Origin of the sequence: Streptomyces sp. NBC_00513, assembly GCF_041431415.1 — a bacterium.
GTDB lineage: Bacteria > Actinomycetota > Actinomycetes > Streptomycetales > Streptomycetaceae > Streptomyces.
This window is the reverse complement of record NZ_CP107845.1, coordinates 6,834,238-6,851,928: the sequence shown is the minus strand read 5'-3', so window position 1 is coordinate 6,851,928 and position 17,691 is coordinate 6,834,238. Positions and strand designations below refer to the sequence as shown.

Annotated in this window: 16 protein-coding genes, 1 tRNA gene and 1 riboswitch; of the genes, 8 read left to right on the top strand and 9 right to left on the bottom strand. The window is 71.5% G+C overall.

Translation table 11 applies throughout. The features are described from left to right. Window positions 1-176: 176 nt before the first annotated feature. Window positions 177-566: a VOC family protein gene (locus OHA84_RS31015; protein WP_266968664.1), complete on the top strand. Its 390-nt coding sequence runs from the start codon at window positions 177-179 to the stop codon at window positions 564-566. On the opposite strand, the gene OHA84_RS31010 is transcribed toward OHA84_RS31015, so the two are convergent. Genes OHA84_RS31010 through OHA84_RS31000 form a run of 3 tightly spaced genes read right to left on the bottom strand, consistent with a single transcriptional unit; the run spans window position 538 to window position 3,397 of the window. Beyond that, window positions 538-1,365, bottom strand: coding sequence for an ABC transporter ATP-binding protein (locus OHA84_RS31010; protein ID WP_266968666.1), 828 nt, complete (start codon window positions 1,363-1,365; stop codon window positions 538-540). The two genes, OHA84_RS31015 and OHA84_RS31010, sit on opposite strands and share 29 nt — an antisense overlap. Further along, complete coding sequence (locus OHA84_RS31005) at window positions 1,362-2,405, bottom strand: iron ABC transporter permease (RefSeq protein WP_266968668.1); 1,044 nt, start codon at window positions 2,403-2,405, stop codon at window positions 1,362-1,364. The genes OHA84_RS31010 and OHA84_RS31005 overlap by 4 nt, the downstream gene beginning before the upstream one ends. Next, entirely contained in the window at window positions 2,402-3,397 is a 996-nt protein-coding gene (locus OHA84_RS31000; protein ID WP_266968670.1) for an ABC transporter substrate-binding protein, read from the bottom strand. Before OHA84_RS31000 ends, OHA84_RS31005 begins: the two co-directional genes overlap by 4 nt. A 34-nt stretch (window positions 3,398-3,431) precedes the next feature. Continuing rightward, a riboswitch (cobalamin riboswitch) is annotated at window positions 3,432-3,570 on the bottom strand. A gap of 66 nt (window positions 3,571-3,636) precedes the next feature. On the opposite strand from OHA84_RS31000, the gene OHA84_RS30995 reads away from it, so the two are divergent. Beyond that, on the top strand, window positions 3,637-4,095 hold the full coding sequence (locus OHA84_RS30995) for a hypothetical protein (RefSeq protein ID WP_266968672.1): 459 nt from the start codon (window positions 3,637-3,639) through the stop codon (window positions 4,093-4,095). Window positions 4,096-4,349: 254 nt separating this feature from the next. After that, entirely contained in the window at window positions 4,350-5,135 is a 786-nt protein-coding gene (locus OHA84_RS30990) for a tRNA(His) guanylyltransferase Thg1 family protein (protein WP_266968673.1), read from the top strand. Between the two features lie 279 nt (window positions 5,136-5,414). Here OHA84_RS30990 and OHA84_RS30985 read toward each other — a convergent pair. Further along, a tRNA-Trp gene (locus OHA84_RS30985) sits at window positions 5,415-5,488 on the bottom strand. Window positions 5,489-5,715: 227 nt separating this feature from the next. Here OHA84_RS30985 and OHA84_RS30980 point away from each other — a divergent pair. Next, window positions 5,716-7,359 carry a GMC oxidoreductase gene (locus tag OHA84_RS30980; protein ID WP_266952562.1) on the top strand — a complete coding sequence of 548 codons (1,644 nt, stop codon included), beginning with the start codon at window positions 5,716-5,718 and terminating at the stop codon, window positions 7,357-7,359. Between the two features lie 58 nt (window positions 7,360-7,417). On the opposite strand, the gene OHA84_RS30975 is transcribed toward OHA84_RS30980, so the two are convergent. Then, a complete protein-coding gene (locus OHA84_RS30975; RefSeq protein WP_266952560.1) occupies window positions 7,418-7,897 on the bottom strand; it encodes a carboxymuconolactone decarboxylase family protein in 480 nt (159 codons plus the stop codon). Then, the gene (locus OHA84_RS30970; RefSeq protein WP_266952558.1) at window positions 7,894-8,973 is read right to left on the bottom strand and encodes a dihydrodipicolinate reductase; all 1,080 of its coding nucleotides are present in this window, start codon (window positions 8,971-8,973) and stop codon (window positions 7,894-7,896) included. Before OHA84_RS30970 ends, OHA84_RS30975 begins: the two co-directional genes overlap by 4 nt. 188 nt (window positions 8,974-9,161) lie before the next feature. Between OHA84_RS30970 and OHA84_RS30965 the strand changes: the two genes are divergently transcribed. Then, complete coding sequence (locus OHA84_RS30965; protein ID WP_266968674.1) at window positions 9,162-10,490, top strand: glycoside hydrolase family 18 protein; 1,329 nt, start codon at window positions 9,162-9,164, stop codon at window positions 10,488-10,490. 154 nt (window positions 10,491-10,644) lie between these two features. After that, the gene (locus tag OHA84_RS30960; RefSeq protein ID WP_266952554.1) at window positions 10,645-11,529 is read left to right on the top strand and encodes an aldo/keto reductase; all 885 of its coding nucleotides are present in this window, start codon (window positions 10,645-10,647) and stop codon (window positions 11,527-11,529) included. 84 nt (window positions 11,530-11,613) lie between these two features. Here the strand turns inward: OHA84_RS30960 and OHA84_RS30955 are convergent, their stop codons facing one another. Both OHA84_RS30955 and OHA84_RS30950 read right to left on the bottom strand, forming a co-directional pair. Beyond that, the gene (locus OHA84_RS30955; RefSeq protein WP_266968675.1) at window positions 11,614-12,603 is read right to left on the bottom strand and encodes a PfkB family carbohydrate kinase; all 990 of its coding nucleotides are present in this window, start codon (window positions 12,601-12,603) and stop codon (window positions 11,614-11,616) included. A 2-nt stretch (window positions 12,604-12,605) separates the two neighbouring features. Next, window positions 12,606-13,220: a bifunctional 4-hydroxy-2-oxoglutarate aldolase/2-dehydro-3-deoxy-phosphogluconate aldolase gene (locus OHA84_RS30950; RefSeq protein ID WP_266968676.1), complete on the bottom strand. Its 615-nt coding sequence runs from the start codon at window positions 13,218-13,220 to the stop codon at window positions 12,606-12,608. Between the two features lie 110 nt (window positions 13,221-13,330). On the opposite strand from OHA84_RS30950, the gene OHA84_RS30945 reads away from it, so the two are divergent. Together OHA84_RS30945 and OHA84_RS30940 are read left to right on the top strand one after the other, a co-directional pair. Continuing rightward, complete coding sequence (locus OHA84_RS30945) at window positions 13,331-14,122, top strand: IclR family transcriptional regulator (protein WP_266952548.1); 792 nt, start codon at window positions 13,331-13,333, stop codon at window positions 14,120-14,122. A gap of 150 nt (window positions 14,123-14,272) precedes the next feature. Then, window positions 14,273-16,081: a sigma-70 family RNA polymerase sigma factor gene (locus tag OHA84_RS30940; RefSeq protein WP_266968678.1), complete on the top strand. Its 1,809-nt coding sequence runs from the start codon at window positions 14,273-14,275 to the stop codon at window positions 16,079-16,081. Window positions 16,082-16,241: 160 nt separating this feature from the next. Here OHA84_RS30940 and OHA84_RS30935 read toward each other — a convergent pair whose 3' ends face one another. After that, window positions 16,242-17,633, bottom strand: coding sequence for a glutamate decarboxylase (locus OHA84_RS30935; protein WP_266968680.1), 1,392 nt, complete (start codon window positions 17,631-17,633; stop codon window positions 16,242-16,244). Window positions 17,634-17,691 lie beyond the last annotated feature (58 nt).

Here is a 17,691-nt window from a genome sequence, read left to right as displayed (position 1 = left end):
GCACCGTCGCGGACACCCGTTCAGCGGCGCCCCGCTCCGCGGCGCCTCATTCGACCGAATACCGATGGACCCGGCCCGATCCGTGTGCTTAGGCTCGTGCGGACGGCATCGCGTGTCGGTCACCGACCGGGTGAGGCATGGAGGCGCCGTGACATGCCTTTCGGAGGCATCCACCCATGTCAGTAGAGCTGAACCACACGATCGTCCACAGTCGTGACAACCGGCGGTCCGCCGAGTACCTCGCCGACATCCTGGGTCTGGAGGTCGGGACCGAATGGGGTCCCTTCATCCCCGTCGAGACCGGAAACGGCGTCACCCTGGACTTCGCGACCGCCGCCCCCGGCGAGTCCATCGCTCCCCAGCACTACGCGTTCCTCGTCTCTCAGGACGTGTTCGACGCGGCCTACGCGAAGATCAAGGCGGCGGGAACCGAGCACTACGCCGATCCGCATCGCAAGCACCCGGGCGAGATCAACCACAACGACGGGGGCAACGGCGTCTACTTCCCCGACCCGTCCGGCCACTGGTTGGAACTGATCACCCGCCCGTACGGCTTCCAGGGCTGAGCCGGGGAGGCTCGGGCGGCAGGTACTGGATGCTCGGGCCGCCTGTCGTCGGGTGCGGGCCGACCCGGGTCCGTACCCCGTACACCTGCGACAGCAGTTCCTCGGTGAGCACCTCGCCCGGGGTTCCCGAGGCGACCACCCGGCCGGCTTCCAGCACGTACAGCCGGTCGCAGAAGGACGCGGCCAGGTTGAGGTCGTGCAGGACCAGCAGGCCGGTCGCCGGCAGTGCGCGGACCAGGGTCAGGATCTCCAGCTGGTAGCGGATGTCGAGGTGATTGGTCGGCTCGTCGAGGGCCAGCAGGCCGGGATCCTGGACGAGCGCGCGGGCCACCAGGGCGCGTTGGCGTTCGCCGCCGGAGAGTTCGTCGAACCGGCGGTCGGCGAAACCGGCCGCCCCGACGGTCTCCAGGGCCTCGGCGACGCGTCGGGCGTCGTCGGGGCCGTCCTGCTCCCAGAACCGCTTGTGGGGGCTGCGGCCCATGGCGACGACCTCGCGGACCGTCAACCCGAACGTTCCGGAGGCGTCCTGTGGCACCACCGCCACCCGTCGGGCCCGGTCCTTGACGCCCATGGACCCCGCGTCGGCGCCGTCCAGCAGCACCCGGCCGGAGGTGGGCCGCAGGGCGCCGTAGACGCAGCGCAGCAGTGTGGTCTTGCCGCTGCCGTTGGGGCCGACCACGCCGACGGTCTCGCCGGGTCGGGCGGTGAGGTCGACTCCGTGCAGCAGGGTCCGGCCGTCGATCTCGTAGCCCACGTCCTCGACGGCGAGTTCCACCGGGTGTCCTGTCGACGGGTTCATCCGGCCACCCCCTCGGTCCGGGTGGACCTGCGGAGCATCCACAGGAAGAACGGCCCGCCGACCAGCGCGGTGACCACGCCGACCGGTATCTCCTCGGGCGCCGCCGCGGTCCGCGCGACCAGGTCCGCCAGGGTCAGGAACACGGCCCCGCCCAGCGCGGCCACCGGCAGCAGCGCCCGGTGTCCGGCGCCCACCACCATGCGGGCGGCGTGCGGAACCATCAGGCCGACGAAGCCTATGGCTCCGCTGTAGGCGACCAGTACACCGATGACGAGCGAGGCGAGGACGAAGACCGCCGCCCGGAACCGCGCGGTGTCGAGGCCCAGGGTGTGCGCGCCCTCCTCCCCCGCGAGCAGCAGGTCCAGGGGGCGGGCGAGGGCGATCAGCAGGCCGGTACCGAGGAGCAGCGCGACCGAGGGCAGGGCCAGTTCGTCCCAGCGGGCCCCGCCGAGACCGCCGAGGGTCCAGAAGAGGACGGTACGGATCTGGTCCGGGTGCGCGGCCAGGACCAGGACCAGGCTGGTGAGGGCGGACAGGACGTACTGGACGGCGACCCCGGCCAGGATCAGCCGGCCGGTGGTCATGGTGCCGCCGCGCCGGGCCATCGCGTAGACGGCGACGAGCGCGCCCATGGATCCCGCGAACGCGGCGACGGGTACCGCCGCCCCGCCCGCGAAGTCGAGGACTCCGGCGCCGAGGACGATGACCAGTACGGCTCCCGCCGACGCGCCGGAGGAGGCGCCGAGCAGGAAGGGGTCGGCGAGTTGGTTGCGTACGAGGGCCTGCAACACGGTTCCGGCCACGGCGAGTCCGGCGCCGACGACGGCGCCGAGGAGGAGGCGGGGCATCCGTACGTCCCACACGATGGCACCGGCGGCTCCACCGCCGGCTCCCGCTCCGGCTCCGGGTCCTGCGAGGAGGACGTCGATCACCTGGCCCGGGGCCATCCGTACCGCGCCCAGCGCGAGGCCCGCGACGGCGGAGGCGACCAGGGAGGCGGCGAGCAGGACGAGGACGACCGGGGTGCGGCGCGGGCTCACGCGGCGTCGGGGTGCAGTTGGCGCCCCAGGGACTCGGTGGCGTCGGCGACGCGCACGCCGAGGACGGCCGTGGACAGCGGGAGGACCACGAACCGCTTGTTCTTGATCGCGGGAACCTGTGCGAGAGCCGGGTCGTTCAGCAGGCGCTGCTTCTTGGCCTCGACCGTGGTGCCCGCGTAGTCGTAGATCAGGATGACATCGGGCTTGCGTTCGATGACCTTCTCCCAGGACACGTCGCCGAAGGTGTCGTCGAGGTCGGCGAACACGTTCGTCCCGCCGGCCAGGGAGACGATCTCGTTGCCGATGCCGGTGCCCCCCGAGGTCGAGGCGGAGGCCTCGCCCGAGTCGTAGGCGAAGACGGCCGGCTTGGACTTGTCCTTGACCCGTGCGGTGACGGCGGCGATGCGCCGCTGCTGATCCTCGATCAGCGCCGCACCGCGCTCCGGCACGCCGAAGGTGCGTGCCACTTCGGTGATCTCGGTCTTGAGCTGCTCCAGTCCCACCGGACCGGTACCGCAGTACTCCACGTTGAGGCGAGAGTTGATGCCCGACGCGGCCAGTCCCCCGCGATCACGTCCCTGCGCCTTGTCGAAGGCGCTGGAGTAGCCGCCGTACACGAAGTCGGGGTTGGCGTTGAGGAGCACCTCCTTGGAGGGGTACTCCTTGGCCAGCACCTTGATCCGGTCGTAGGCGGGTCGGTAGGCGGGCAGGATCGCGTCGTCCAGGTAGGCGGTGCCGACGATCTTCTGCTCCAGCCCCAACGCCAGCATGATCTCGGTGGCGTGCTGGTTCATGGTGACCGCGCGACGGGGCGGGGCCTGGTAGGTGGTGCTGACACCACAGTTGGTGACGGTGTACGGGAACCCGGGCGTCTTCCCGGAGGCCGTGTCCGACCCCGCGCCCTTCCCGCCCGGCGAACCCCCGCAGGCGGCCAGGGGCGCCAGCAGCGCGAGGGGTATGAGTGAGCGCAGAACTGTGCGCGAGCGCGACATGGCGAAGCCTCTCCGGGGGATCCGCGTCCCCGGTCGAAGTGAAGAGGCGGTGCGTCAGTGTCTGACTCCCGGATCCCGCGGACGGGCTCCGGTCACAGTGGCGGGACCGCACCGGATTCGCACCGGTTTCCTGTCCTGCACCGCCTGGGAGAACCCTGCCCAGTCTGCCAGACGCCCGGCGGCGGGCCGGCCCGCGAGAACCCCGCACCCGCCGTCCCCGCACGGGCTACCCTCCGCAGATGGAGCGCGCGGAAATCATGAAGCGAGTCATCGGGATCCTCACGGAGTCCCAGGAAATCCGCAGGTCTCACGAGGCCGGCGGCGAAGCCGGTCCCACCTCGGAGCCGGGCGTCGTCACCCTGTTGCTGAGCGAGATGATGCCGCACTTCAGCGTGCCGGCCGACGCGACTCCCCTCCAGGTGGGTCGCATCGTCGGGGAGACGCTGGCTCCCGCCATGCACACGATCGTCGGAGCCTTCGCCGCGGCGTTCAATTCGCTGGCGGCCGTCCACGACTCCGGCCGGACGGACGTCACCTCCATGGACGTCCTGCGCGAGATGGCGCTGCGCGTCGAGGCGGGAGCGTACGACCACGGTCTCGACCACGACGGGGCGGATGACAGGGGCCTCGACAACGACCGGCCGGACGACAGCCGCCTCGACGAGGGGCTCGACGAGGGTGGCCCCGACGTCGTCTAGCCCGGTGTCGGGCCATCCGGAATTCCCCTTGTCATATGCCTACCCGCGCCCGTGTACCCGGGCATACGGTGTGCTCCCGGACCATCCCGGGCGCGCGTCCCTCCCGCTCTCCCCACGGGAGGGCCGCCGCGCGCCCGCGCGTACGAGGTCCGGCCGCGGGGCCCGCCATCCCGACCGTCGTACTCCGGACCCGTCAGTCCGTGCGTGCCAGACTGGGGCAACCCGGACCGGGGCAACACGGACGAAGGGACGACATGGCGGACGGCACGGCATTGGGCGACCGGATGAAGCGGTACGAGGCGGTACACCGTGCGGTCCTGCCGCGTCGCACCTACACATTGCTCCGGGTCGACGGCCGCGCGTTCCGCACCTACACACGGGGAGCGACCCGCCCCTTCGACGAGGCCTTCATGGCGGACATGGACGCGGTCGCCGAGGCATTGTGCGCGGAGATCGCCGGCGCCCGGTTCTCGTACACGCAGTCCGACGAGATCAGCGTCCTGTACACCGACTTCGACAGTGCGGGCACCGAGCCTTGGTTCGGCGGCGTGGTCGCGAAGCAGTTGTCCGTCGCGGCGTCGCTGGCCACGGCGGTGCTCAACGAGCGACGTCCGGGCGGGCGGGCCCTGTTCGACGCCCGCCTGTTCACCCTCTCCGATCCCGTCGAGGTCGCCAACTACTTCCGGTGGCGGCAGCGGGACGCCGTGCGCAACAGCATCGGCAGGGCCGCGCAGAACCATTTCCCCCACGAGCGGCTGCACGGCGTGTCGTCCGGCGGCATGCGGGAGTTGCTGCGGTCGGAGGCCGGAGTCAACTGGAACGACTACCCCGACGGCTGCAAACGAGGGCGGATCGCGGTACGCAGGAGCGGTGAACGGGAAACGACGTACGTGGACCCGCGGACCGGGGCGGAGCGCGTGACCGCGGCGGTCCGCACCTGGTGGGAAACCGTGCCCGCTCCGCACTTCACCGCCGACATCGACGGCTGGCCGGTCGGCACGATCCCGGCGTTGCCGAGCTTCAGCGACCGTCCCGCCTGACCGTCGCCACTCCCCCGCCCGGCCGCTGTCAGTGGTCGGCCCTAGCCTGACCTGACACATTCGAGCGATTGACCGCGGGCTGCGGTGCTACTCGGATGCCGCCCGTCGGACCCCCCGGGGACAGCGACCGACGGGCGGACCCATGCCCCCGTTCCGAAAACACCCGACGCCAGACGCCTCCGGGTGCCGGCACCCGGAGAACTCGTGAGCCCCGCCGGACCTCCGGCGGGGCTCACGAGTTCTCCGGGCACGCGAGGGTCATTCCTCCGTGCGGACGTGCAGGGGCGGCAGGACTTGAACCTGCAGCCTACGGTTTTGGAGACCGTTGCTCTGGCCAGTTGAGCTACGCCCCTTCGGCTGGACCAACCATGGCACGGCGCGGCCGGAAAGGGCCATCGAATTCCGTGGTCGACCGCACGGTGATGGTCGATGTCCTGGGCGTGTCCGTCGAACGCGTGTCGCCCAAGTCCTGGGGCCATCGATACGGAACCGGCCACAAATTACCTCGGCGTATGTAGTGACTTACCACGCCGGCGACAGTAGAACTTGTTCTCACTCCGTCGAGAGTGAGGAACGTCACATGAGTGACAAGTCCCTGCACAGCAAGGTTTCCAAGGGTGTCTCGCGCCGTGGATTCATCGCTGGAACTGGTTCCATTCTGGGAGCCATGACCCTATCGGTCAACGCCGTTCCGGCCCATGCGAAAGCCGCCACCGCGGCAGCGCCCATCGACAACGGGGCCCACGTCGCGGCCCTCGTCATCGGCACCGGGTACGGCGGCTCGGTCGCCGCGCTGCGCCTCGCCCAGGCCGGTGTCGACGTACACATGATCGAGATGGGCATGGCCTGGGACACCCCGGGTCCGGACGGGAAGATCTTCTGCAACACGCTGAACCCGGACAAGCGCTCGTACTGGTTGCGCACCCGGACGAAAGCGCCGCTGAACTACTTCCTCGGCTTCCCCATCGACAAGGACATCCCCAAGTACACCGGCATCCTGGACGCCGAGGACTTCGCGGGGATCACCGTCTACCAGGGTCGCGGTGTCGGCGGCGGTTCGCTCGTCAACGGCGGCATGGCCGTCACGCCGAAGCGGGAGAACTTCAGCGCGATCCTGCCCACGGTGAACGCCGACGAGATGTACGACACCTACTACCCGCGCGCCAACTCCGGCCTCGGGGTGGGCCTCATCGACCCGGCCTGGTTCGACACGGTGAGCTGCTACCAGTTCGCCCGTGTGGGCCGCAAGCACGCGCAGCGCTCCAACTTCCCCTTCGTCTTCGTGCCGGACGTGTACGACTGGGACTACATGAAACAGGAGGCGGCCGGCACGGCCACCAAGTCGGCGTTGGACGGCGAGATCCTCTACGGCAACAACAACGGCAAGAAGTCGCTCCAGAAGACCTACCTCGCGGCTGCCAGGGCGACCGGGAGGGTGAGCATCTCGCCGTTGCACAAGGTCACCACGGTCACCCCCACGACCGGCGGCGGCTACACGGTGGTCATCGAGCAGCTCAACACGACCGGTGACGCCGTGGCCACCAAGACCGTCACGGCCGACAAGGTGTTCTTCGCGGCCGGCAGCGTCGGCACGAGCAAGCTGCTCGTGCGGCTGAAGGCGACGGGCGCGCTGCCCGACCTGAACGGCGAGATCGGCAAGGGTTGGGGGGACAACGGCAACGTCATGTGCGGGCGGGCCAACCACATGTGGGACCCCACGGGCAAGCTCCAGGCGACGATCCCCTGCGGTGGCATCGACAACTGGAACGCGGGCGGGGCCTTCGCCGAGGTGGCGCCGCTGCCGACCGGGATCGAGACGTACGCGTCGTTCTACCTGTCGATCACCAAGAACCCCCACCGCGCCGAGTTCACCTGGAACGCGGCGACGGGGAAGGTCGACCTGAACTGGCAGACGGCCTGGAAGCAGCCGGCCATCGACATGGCCAAGACCATCTTCGACAAGATCAACTCGAAGGAGGGGACGATCTACCGGACCGATCTCTTCGGGACGTACAAGATCTGGGGCGACCACCTCACCTACCACCCGCTCGGCGGCGCGATCCTGGACAAGGCCACCGACAACCACGGCCGGCTGCACGGGTACTCGGGCCTGTACGTGATCGACGGGGCCCTGATCCCCGGCAACGTCAGCGTCAATCCGTTCGTCACCATCACGGCGCTCGCGGAACGGAACATAGAGCGGATCATCGCGACCGACCTGTAGCGATGACGATGACCGAGACCCGGGGCCGATCGAATCCTCCGACCGGCCCCGGACCATGTCAACTCCCCGGCAGCATGCAGACGCTGTCGAGACCGAGCACGTGATTGAGCCGGCCGAAGGCCAGCCAGGAGCCGATGCTCATGCTCAGCTCCACGATCTCGACCTGGCTGTAGAGCGCGGTCATCCGCTCCCAGAACTCCTCGTCCAGGCCGTGGTGGTCCAGGGCGTACCGCTCGGCGTACTCGGCGGCGATCCGTGTGCGGTCGTCGAAGGCCTTGGTGGTCCGCCACTCGGTGACCGCGTCCGCGAACTCGTCCTCGACCTTCTCCCCGTCGCGGTCGGTGCGCCAGTCGAGGCAGAAGACGCACCCGTTGATCTGGGCGATGCGCAGCCGGGCGGCCTCGAACTCGCGCAGCCCGAGGGTGGTGTGGGCGTACACGGACAGGGAGAAGTTCGCCGCCGCCATCCCGATGCCGGGGACCATGTCGCCCCAGACGTACTCGATGGGGTGTTGGCCCTCGGGGATGTCGATCCTCATGGCTGCTTCCTTCCGAGTTTGCCGACTGCGGGTCGCAGCGGGACGTCGAGCGCGTCGTAGATTCCCGGTTCGGCGGCCACGAGCCAGTCGATGGCGCCCACCAGCCGGCCGACCGCGGTGGCGTTGCCGCCGGCGGAGCGGTTCTCGCCCTCGTCGGTGGCCTCGATGGTGACCTCGATGCGGGGGCGGCCCTCGATGATCACCCGGTGGGCGCCGGCCCCGTCGGGCGGTGTCGGCCAGTCGGGGGCGCAGGCGGGGTGGATGCGGGTGACGTGTTCGATGACGATGCGGGGTTCGCCCTCGACGATGCCCTGGACCTCGAACCGGATGGCACCCTGGGTGCCGGCCTCGAACTCGCCCATGGTGCGGGTGGTCACCGTGGCGTCGAGGGCGCGGCGCTCGGACGTCTCGCGGATCTCGTCGAGTTCGACGCCCAGGGCCCGGGCCATCAGCCGGATCTGCCCGCCCCACACCATGGTGGGGATGGAGGGCATCAGCATCATCGGTTCGTGGTCCATCGGCTGTCCCATGCCGACCAGGAGGCGGACCGAGTCCGGTTGGTCGTAGGTGGAGTAGTCGAAGATCTCCTGGCAGCGGATCACGTCCACGGTCGTGCCGAGGCCGCTGATCAGGAGGGGGAGGACGTCGTTGCCCCAGCCCGGGTCGACGCCGGAGGCGAACAGCGAGCCGCCGCCCTCGGCTATCGCGGCCGACACCGGGTCGATGAACTCGGGTGGGGCGTTGCGGGGGTCGTAGAGCGGGTACAGGGCGGGGCTGACGACCGCCGCTCCGGCGGTGATCGCCCGGGTGATGTCGGCGAGGGCGTCGTCGGGTCGGATGTCGCCGGAGGCCGCGTAGACGAGGGCTGCGGGCCGGTCGGCCAGCACCGCGTCGATGTCGTCGGTCGCGGCGACCCCCAACACCCTGTCGAGTCCGGCCAGTTCACCGGCGTCGCGGCCGACCTTCGCCGGGTCGTGGACGATCACTGCCGTGAGTGCGAGCGCCGGGTGGGCCTCGACGGCGCGGATCGCCGCGCGGCCGACGTTGCCGGTACCCCAGACCACCGTGGGAATCATGCGCGGAGGGTAGCGACGGCGCGCGAAGGTGCCCAGTGCCGTGAAGGATGTTTTTCGGACGGGCCGGTGACGGCGGAGAACCCGAGGTGGACGCCCCCTTGACCGAGATGGTCCAGACCAATAGTTTCCGAGGTGCACAGCACAGCACCGCGCACGCGAATCCGCTCCCGCATCCGCAAAGGAAGCCCATGCGCTTCAGCACGCTCGGCAGACTGACCGTCGCCGCCTGCTCCCTCTCCCTGCTGGCCGCCTTCGCGCCGTCCGCCGCCGCGCAGGCCGATGGCGGCGGGCACGACCGCTCGTACCGGAAAGTCGGGTACTTCACCCAATGGGGCGTCTACGGGCGGGACTTCCAGGTCCAGGATCTTGAGGCCAACGGCACGGCCGGCAAGCTCACCCACATCAACTACGCCTTCGGCAACATCAGTCCCGAGGGCAAGTGCTTCACGGGCAACGTCCCCGGCGAGGCCGACGCGTGGGCCGACTACGCGCGCCCGCTCGACGCCGCGAACTCCGTCGACGGGGTGGCCGACGACGACCGCCAGCCGCTGGCCGGCAACTTCAACCAGCTGCGCGAGCTGAAGGCCCGGCACCCGGGACTCAAGGTGCTGATCTCCCTGGGTGGTTGGAGCTGGTCGACGAACTTCTCGGACGCCGCGCTCACCCCGGCCTCGCGCAGGGAGCTCGTCCGGTCCTGCATCGACCTCTACATCAAGGGGAACCTGCCGCAGGACGGTGTCCGAGGCGGTCAGGGCGCGGCCGCCGGGGTCTTCGACGGGATCGACCTCGACTGGGAGTGGCCCGGCTCCGACGGTGACACCGACACGAAGTACCGGCCGCAGGACAAGCGGAACTTCACCGAGCTGGTCAAGGAGTTCCGCACGCAGCTCGACGCGTACGGCCGGGGGCAGAAGCAGAAGCGGACGTACGAGCTGACGGCCTTCGTCCCGACCGCGCCCGCCAAGATCGACGCGGGTTTCGACGTCCCCCGGATCATGCGCGACCTCGACTTCGTCACCCTCCAGGGCTACGACTTCCACGTGTCGGGCGAGAAGAACACGGCCCAGCAGTCCGCGCTGTACGCGCGGAACGACTTCAGCGTGGACGGCACCGTGGACGCGTGGCTGCGCCGCGGCGCGCCGGCGCGGAAGCTCGTGATGGGCATGCCGTTCTACGGGCAGGGCTGGACCGGCGTCAGCGGTGGCGGCGACGGCATGGGGCAGCCGGCGACGGGCCCCGCGCCGGCCGCCTGGGCGGCGGGATACGCGGACTACAAGGAACTGCGGCAGCTGGCCGACTCGGGGACGTACAAGCTCCACCGCGACCGACGCGGCGGCCACGCCTGGCTGTTCGACGGCACCACCCTGTGGACGTACGACGACCCGCAGGTGCTGCGCACCAAGACGCGGTACGTACGGGACAACGGCCTGGGCGGCGCGATGTTCTGGTCGTTGGACGCCGACACCGCCGACGGCGAGCTGATCACGGCCGTCGACCGGGGTCTGCGCGGCCACTGATCACGGCCCTGACAGCCCCCTCCTGACCGGCGCCGCCGGGCCGCGAAACGACCCGGCCCGGCGGCGCCTCCATGCGCGACGCGGCTCGGTGTGAGTGCGCCGGGAGCGGCGCACCGCAGGTGGGAGGCCTGCGGGGGATGTGCGAGAGTGCCGCATGACCTCTGAAACGATCAACGCCGCCGCGGCCGGAACCTGGCGGCTGGGCGATCTGACCGTCAACCGGATCGGCTTCGGCGCGATGCGCCTCACCCACCTCGCCGACGGTTCCCCGAGCGACCGCGACCGGGTCACGGGGGTGCTCCGCAAGGCCGTGGAGCTCGGGGTGAACCACATCGACACGGCGGCCTTCTACTTCTCCCCGCTGCGTTCCGCGAACGAGCTCATCAACCGGGCACTCGCCCCGTACGGCGACGAACTCGTCATCACCACCAAGGTGGGTCCCGGCCGCGACGCCGCCGGGAACTGGTGGTGGGCGGAGCCCGACCAGCTGCGCGGCCAGGTCGAGGAGAACCTGCGCCAGTTGGGCCGCGACCACCTCGACGTGGTCAATCTGCGCGTGCCCCGGCGCGAGAGCAGCGGTTCGATCGCCGAGCACTTCGGGGCCCTCGCCGACCTCCGCACGGCCGGGTTGATCCGTCACCTCGGGATCTCCAACGCGCGCCCCGACCACCTCGCGCAGGCACGGGCCATCGCGCCCGTGGTCTGCGTACAGAACCCGTACGGGATCGGCTCCCCGGCCGAGGACCACGCCTTTCTCGACGCGTGCGGCGAGCAGGGGGTGGCCTTCGTGCCCTTCTTCGCCATCGCCGGCGCGGGCCGGGAGGCGGGGGTCGTCGAGACCGACGGGCCTCGGGTGCGCGCGCTCGCCGCGGAGCACGGGGTGTCCACGGCCCAGCTCCGCCTGGCCTGGACACTGAGCCGGGGCGCGCACGTGCTGGCCATCCCGGGTACCGGGAACCCGGATCACCTGGCCGAGAACGTCGCCGTCGGGTCGCTGCGCCTGTCGCCGGCGGAGATCGCCCTGCTCGAAGCACCGTAACGAGCCTCCGCGTTCGAACGCCCGCGACCAGCCGTACGGGTCGGCCGCCGGTCCGTCGCCGGTCCGTCGCCGGCCTGTCGGCGGTCAGTCGGAGCGGCCCCTCCCCCGGTGGGCCGCGGCCAGGGCCGCCGTCTCGGCGAAGGTCGGGACGCGGCCGGTGCCGCCGCGGCCGGACACGGACAGGGAGGCGGCGGCCAGGCCGTAGGACACGGCGTCCGTGAGGGTGTCGCCCAGCGCGAGCCGGGCGGTGACGGTACCGGTGAAGCAGTCGCCCGCGCCGGTCGCGTCGACGGCGGCGGCATTGACGGGCACCGGGTGGAACGCGGCCCCCGACCCGTCGTCCAGCAGCAGCCGGTCGGCGCCCCCGGTGACGGCGACGGCGCGGGCGCCGAGCGCGCGGTAGCGGGCGGCCGCGAGGAGCGGTTCGTCGGTGTCCACCAGCGCGAGCGCGTCGGCCGGGCAGGAGGTCTTGAGCAGCCCGGTCAGCGGGGCGATCAGGGCCAGCAGGGAGCGCGCCTCGTCCCGACCGGTCAGACGGGGGCGGTGGTTGGGGTCGTAGGAGAGGTGTCCGCCGGCCTCGTGCACGATCCGGGCGGCGGCCACCACCGCCTCCCGGCCGCTCGGTGACAGGGCGCCGGTGATGCCACTGGTGATCAGGGTCGGGGAGCCGGTCAGCAGCCCCCGCCAGGAGGCGACGTGCCGGGGCGAGAGGGTGGACCCGGCGCTGCCGGTGCGCCAGTAGACGAACTCCCGGTCGCCCTCGGTGTCCGCGGAGAGGAGGTAGGCGCCGTTGGGGCGCGGGGCGCGACGCACGTGGGAGACGTCCACGCCGAGGGCGGTGGCGCGGGCCAGCAGGGGCACGCTCAGCTCGTCCTCGCCGACCACGGCCAGCAGCGCGGTCCGGGCTCCGGCGGCCGCCGCCGCGGCGGCGGCGTTGAGTGCGTCGCCCGAGTAGGAGAGGCGGGCCGGGGTTCCGTCGGCGGCCTCCCGCAGGGCGGCGTCGGCGTGGATCTCGACGAGGACCTCGCCGAGGACGAGTACGTCGTAGTCCGTGGGGTGTGGCCGTCCGGGCACGGTCAGCGCTCCGGGGTGCAGCGCGGGCAGCACGGCAGGGCCAGTTCCGCGAAGACGGCGGCCAGTTCGTCGGGGTCGGCCGGGAGCCCGTCGCCGATGCCGACGGCGCCCGCCCCGGCGGCGAGCCAGTCGCGCACCTCGCCCGGCCGGATGCCGCCGGTCGGGATGATCAGGGCCTCGGGGAGGACGGCCTTGAGGGAGCGGATGAACCGGGGGCCGCCCACGTGGGCGGGGAAGACCTTCGCGGCGCCCGCGGCCCGGGCGGCTCCGGCGATCTCGCCGGGGGTGAACCCGCCTTCGATGAAGACCGCCCGGCGCCGGCGGGCGAACTCGCGGACCTCGGGCGCCGGGTAGGGGGAGATCAGGAACCGGGCGCCGGCGTCGAGAGCCTGTTCGGCCTGGGCGGTGGTGGTGACGGTGCCGACGCCGATCAGCGCGGAGCGGCCGCCGGCGTCGGTGAGCGGCGCGGTCCGGGCCACGGCTTCGGCCCAACCGGGGGTGGAGGTGGTCAGTTCCACGGCACGGCAGCCCGCGGCGAGGAGGGCGGTGGTCCGGCGGACGGCCTCGTCGGCGTCGGCGTCGCGCAGTACCGGCAGCAGGCGCTGCGCCGCTATCACCGCGTAGGGATGACAGGTCGACAAGGAACCCCCAGTTGTTCTGCGTAGTGGAACGACGTATCGTGTACCGGCACTTGCTGTTTCGGACCTTACCCATGCCGGGAGACCTCGTGTCAACGGATGCAGCACCTGGAGCCGACGGCGTCGCGCGCGGCGGGCGGGCCTCGGCGGCGGGTTCCGCGTTGGAGAAGTCGCTGCGGATCCTGGAGGCGGTGGCCGCCCCGGGCGGCCCGCACCGGCTGGCCGACCTGACGATCGCGGCGGCCGTGCCCAAGTCGAGCACCTTCCGGATCCTGGCCTCGCTGATCGAGCAGGGCTTCGTGCGCGCCGAGGAGGGGAGCCGCTACGGCGTGGGTCCTCGATTGCGGGGGTTGTCGGCGCTGGTCCGCGGCGGGGAGCCGGCGAGCGTCGAGGAGATCCTGCGCGAACTGCGGCGGGCCACGGGCCAGACGGTCCACCTCGCCCTGCGCAGCGGGGAGACGATCACCTACATCCGGAAGCTGGAGAGCGACCAGCCGTTCCGGACGGCGTCCCGGGTGGGCATGCGGATGCCGCTGCACACCACGGCGATCGGCAAGAGCGTTCTGGCCGGCCTGACGACCGGGGAGGTGCGGGAGCTGATCGACGCCACCGGCCTGCCGGGCCGCACTCCCCGGACGCTGACCACCGCGCCGGCACTGCTGGCGGAACTGGACGTCGTCCGCGCCCGGGGGTTCGCCGTGGACGACGAGGAGAACGAGGCGACCATCCGCTGCGTCGGCGCGGCGATCGAGGGCCCGGACGGTCGCCCGATCGGCGGGGTCTCGGTCACCACCGTCACCTTCCTCGTCTCCCGCGAAGAGATCGAGGCGTACGCGCCCGCCCTGCGCGCGGCCACGGCGGCGCTGGCCCCGCTGCTGTGAGGGCCGTTCCCGACCCCGCCCGAGTGGCCGATGACACGGCCGCGGGGGTGGCGGCGGAATCTTCTTCCGGATAAGTGTTATCGGGGCCCCTCTCGACGGTCTCCCAGGTATTGGGCATCATCGACCGCCGGTACGGACAGGGAACATCACATGAGTACAGAGCACACGGCAGCGCTGGTGGCAGCGGCCCGCGCGGGCGATCCCCGCGCGCAGGACGAGCTCGTCAGCACCTACTTGCCGCTCGTCTACAACATCGTCGGCCGGGCCCTGAACGGGTCCTGTGACGTGGACGACGTGGTGCAGGACACCATGCTGCGGGCGCTGGACGGGCTGGGCGGTCTGCGTACGGACGACAGCTTCCGGTCCTGGCTGGTCGCGATTGCGATGAACCGGATACGGGCCCACTGGGCGGCCCGGCAGAGCGGCCCGGGCGAGAGCGGCCTGGACGCCGCCTGGGACGTCGCGGACCCCGGCGCCGACTTCGTGGACCTGACCGTCGTACGGCTCAACCTGGAGGGGCAGCGCCGGGAGACGGCCCGGGCGACGCGTTGGCTGGAGCCCGACGACCGGGCGTTGCTGTCGTTGTGGTGGCTGGAGTGCGCCGGTGAGTTGACGCGCGGCGAGATGGCGGCCGCCCTGGAACTCTCCCCCCAGCACGCGGCGGTCCGGGTGCAACGGATGAAGGCCCAGTTGGAATCGGCCCGCGTGGTCGAGCGGGCGCTGGACACCCAACCTCCGTGCGAGGGACTGCGGACGCTCGCGGCGGGCTGGGACGGGCTCCCCTCGACGCTGTGGCGCAAGCGAATAGCCCGGCACGCGCGGGAGTGCGTGCGCTGTTCCGGGCTGTGGAGCGGTCTGGTCCCGGCGGAGGGCCTGTTGGCCGGGCTGGCACTGGTGCCGGTCGGTGCGGCGCTGCTGGCCGGCGTCCGGTCGGCCGCGGCCGGTGCGGGCGGCATGGCCCCGGTGGGCGCGGCCTTCGCCGGCTCCGGCCCCGCGTACGACGCGGGCGCCCCGTACGGCTCGGACACCTCGTTCGGCTCGGCCGCCCCCCACGGCTCGGGTCCCTCGCCCGATGCGGGCGCCTCGTTCGCCGACGCGGCGACGCAGCTGTCCCCGGTGGTGTCCGGCCCGGGCCGGGCGGCCCGCCGCAAGGCGGCCGAACAGGGCGAGGGCGCCGATGGACACGGCGCCGACGCCGCCGGCCGCGGCGCCTTGCGCAGGCGGCGCCAGAACCGCCGCCGGGCCATCGGTGGCGCGGTCATCGCCGCGTGTGTCGCGGGCGGCGGCCTGGTGTACCTCGGCTCGCTTCCCGGTTCCGGCGAACCCGAGGCCGCCGGCAGCGCCCCCGCGTCCCCGCTGGCGGCGCTCTCCGCACCCGACGCGAGCACCGCCTCCCCGTCGGCCTCCGCATCGCCTTCGCCGTCCCCGTCCGTGTCCGCCTCCGCCTCGCCCTCCGCGTCGGCCTCCGCCTCGCCGTCGCCGAGCCAGACCCCGAAGCCGAAGCCGACGCCGAAGCGGACCAAGAGCGACCCGCCGGCTCCGCGCCCGTCCGCGCCGGCGCCCGCGCCGGCCCCGCCGCAGGGTGTGGCCGGTCAGGTGGTGGCGTTGGTCAACTCCGAGCGTTCCAAAGCGGGTTGCGGACCGCTCAAGGAGGACTCGCAGCTGCGGTCGGCCGCCCAGGGGCACTCGGACGACATGGCCCGGCGTGACTTCTTCGCGCACACCAACCCCGACGGCGCCGACCCGGGCAAGCGGACCACCGCCGCCGGCTACGACTGGTCGACGTACGGGGAGAACATCGCGAGGGGGCAGCAGTCGGCCCAGTCCGTGATGGACTCCTGGATGAAGAGCCCGGGCCACCGCGCCAACATCCTCAACTGCTCCTTCAAGGACATCGGCGTGGGTATCCACAACGGCTCCGGCGGCCCCTGGTGGACGCAGAACTTCGGAGCCCGCTGATCGAACACCGGGCGCGGGGGCCGACGTACGTCGAGGACGACCGAACGGCCCCCTCGGCGTCGCACCGCCCCATCGCCCGCCCGTCGGCGCGCCACCCCGTGATCCGTCCGCCGGCGCGCGGCCACGGCCGTGGCCGCCGCGCACGCGACGGCCGCCGCCGTCAGTGGTGGAATCCGGACCTGGGCTCGGTGGCCGGAACGGGCTGCGGATGCTTGATCAGGTGCTCGACGGCCGCCTTCAGGTCGGTGATCAGCAGGGCGATCTGGTCGCGGGTCACCCCGTGCCGGATCAGCACGCGTTGGATCACGGTGTCGTCGCGGTCGGCCGGCAGCGGGTACGAGGGCACCTGCCAGCCGCGCATCCGCAGTCGGTCGGAGAGGTCGTAGAGGGTGAAGCCCGCACCGTCCGGGTCGGCGAGGGTGTAGGAGACGGCGGGCAGCGCGCCGTGCCCGTCGTAGAGCAAGGTGAAGGGACCCATTCCGGCGATCTCGCCGGCCAGGTACCGGGCGGTGTCGGCGCAGGCCTGTTGGACGCGCCGGTAGCCGCCTTTGCCCAGGCGCAGGAACAGGTAGTACTGGGCGATGATCTCGCCGCCCGGGCGGGAGAAGTTGAGGGCGAAGGTCGGCATGTCGCCGCCGAGGTAGTCCACGTCGAAGACGAGGTCGGCGGGGAGCAGGTCGGCGGTGCGCCAGACGATCCAGCCGACGCCGAGGGGCGCGAGCCCGTACTTGTGGCCCGAGGTGTTGATCGAGGCCACGCGCGGCAGCCGGAAGTCCCACACCACGTCGGGGTGGAGGAAGGGCGCGACGAAGCCGCCGCTGGCGGCGTCCACGTGGATGGGGACGTCCCAGCCGAGGGTCCGGTGGATCCGGTCGAGTTCGGCGGCGATCTCGGCGACCGGTTCGTAGTCACAGGTGTAGGTGACGCCGAGGATGGCGACGACACCGATGGTGTTCTCGTCGACGTGATCGGCGAGCTGGTGCGGCCGCAGGCCGGTGGCGCCCGGCTCCAGGGGGACCTGACGGAGTTCGACGTCGAAGTAGCGGGCGAACTTGTCCCAGCAGATCTGCACGGGTCCGCACACCAGGTTGGGCCGGTCGGTGGGGAGCCCTGCGGCCTTGCGGGCAGCGCGCCAACGCCACTTGAGGGCGAGTCCGCCGAGCATGGCGGCCTCGCTGGAGCCGGTGGTGGAGCAGCCGGTTCCGGTGGTCCCCTCCGGGGCGCTCCACAGGTCGGCGAGGATGTTGACGCAGCGCGCCTCGATTTCCGCCGTCTGCGGGTACTCGTCCTTGTCGATCATGTTCTTGTCGAGGCACTGGTTCATCAGGCGATGGACGCCGTCATCGGACCAGGTGGTGCAGAAGGTGGCCAGGTTCTGGGCCGCGTTGCCGTCGAGGAGCAGCTCGTTGCTGATCAGCTCGTAGACCACTTCGGTGGGCGAGTGGTCTTCGGGCATCCGGTACTTGGGGAGAACCTGCCCGCTCAGGACGGACGCGAACACGTCCGTGTCGGAGTCGGTGGCGGATGCGTCCTTCGTCTCATGCAGGGCCATGTCGGAACTATAGGGCGATATCGGGCATTTACTTCCCAAGGCGGCTTCGAACGAAGCG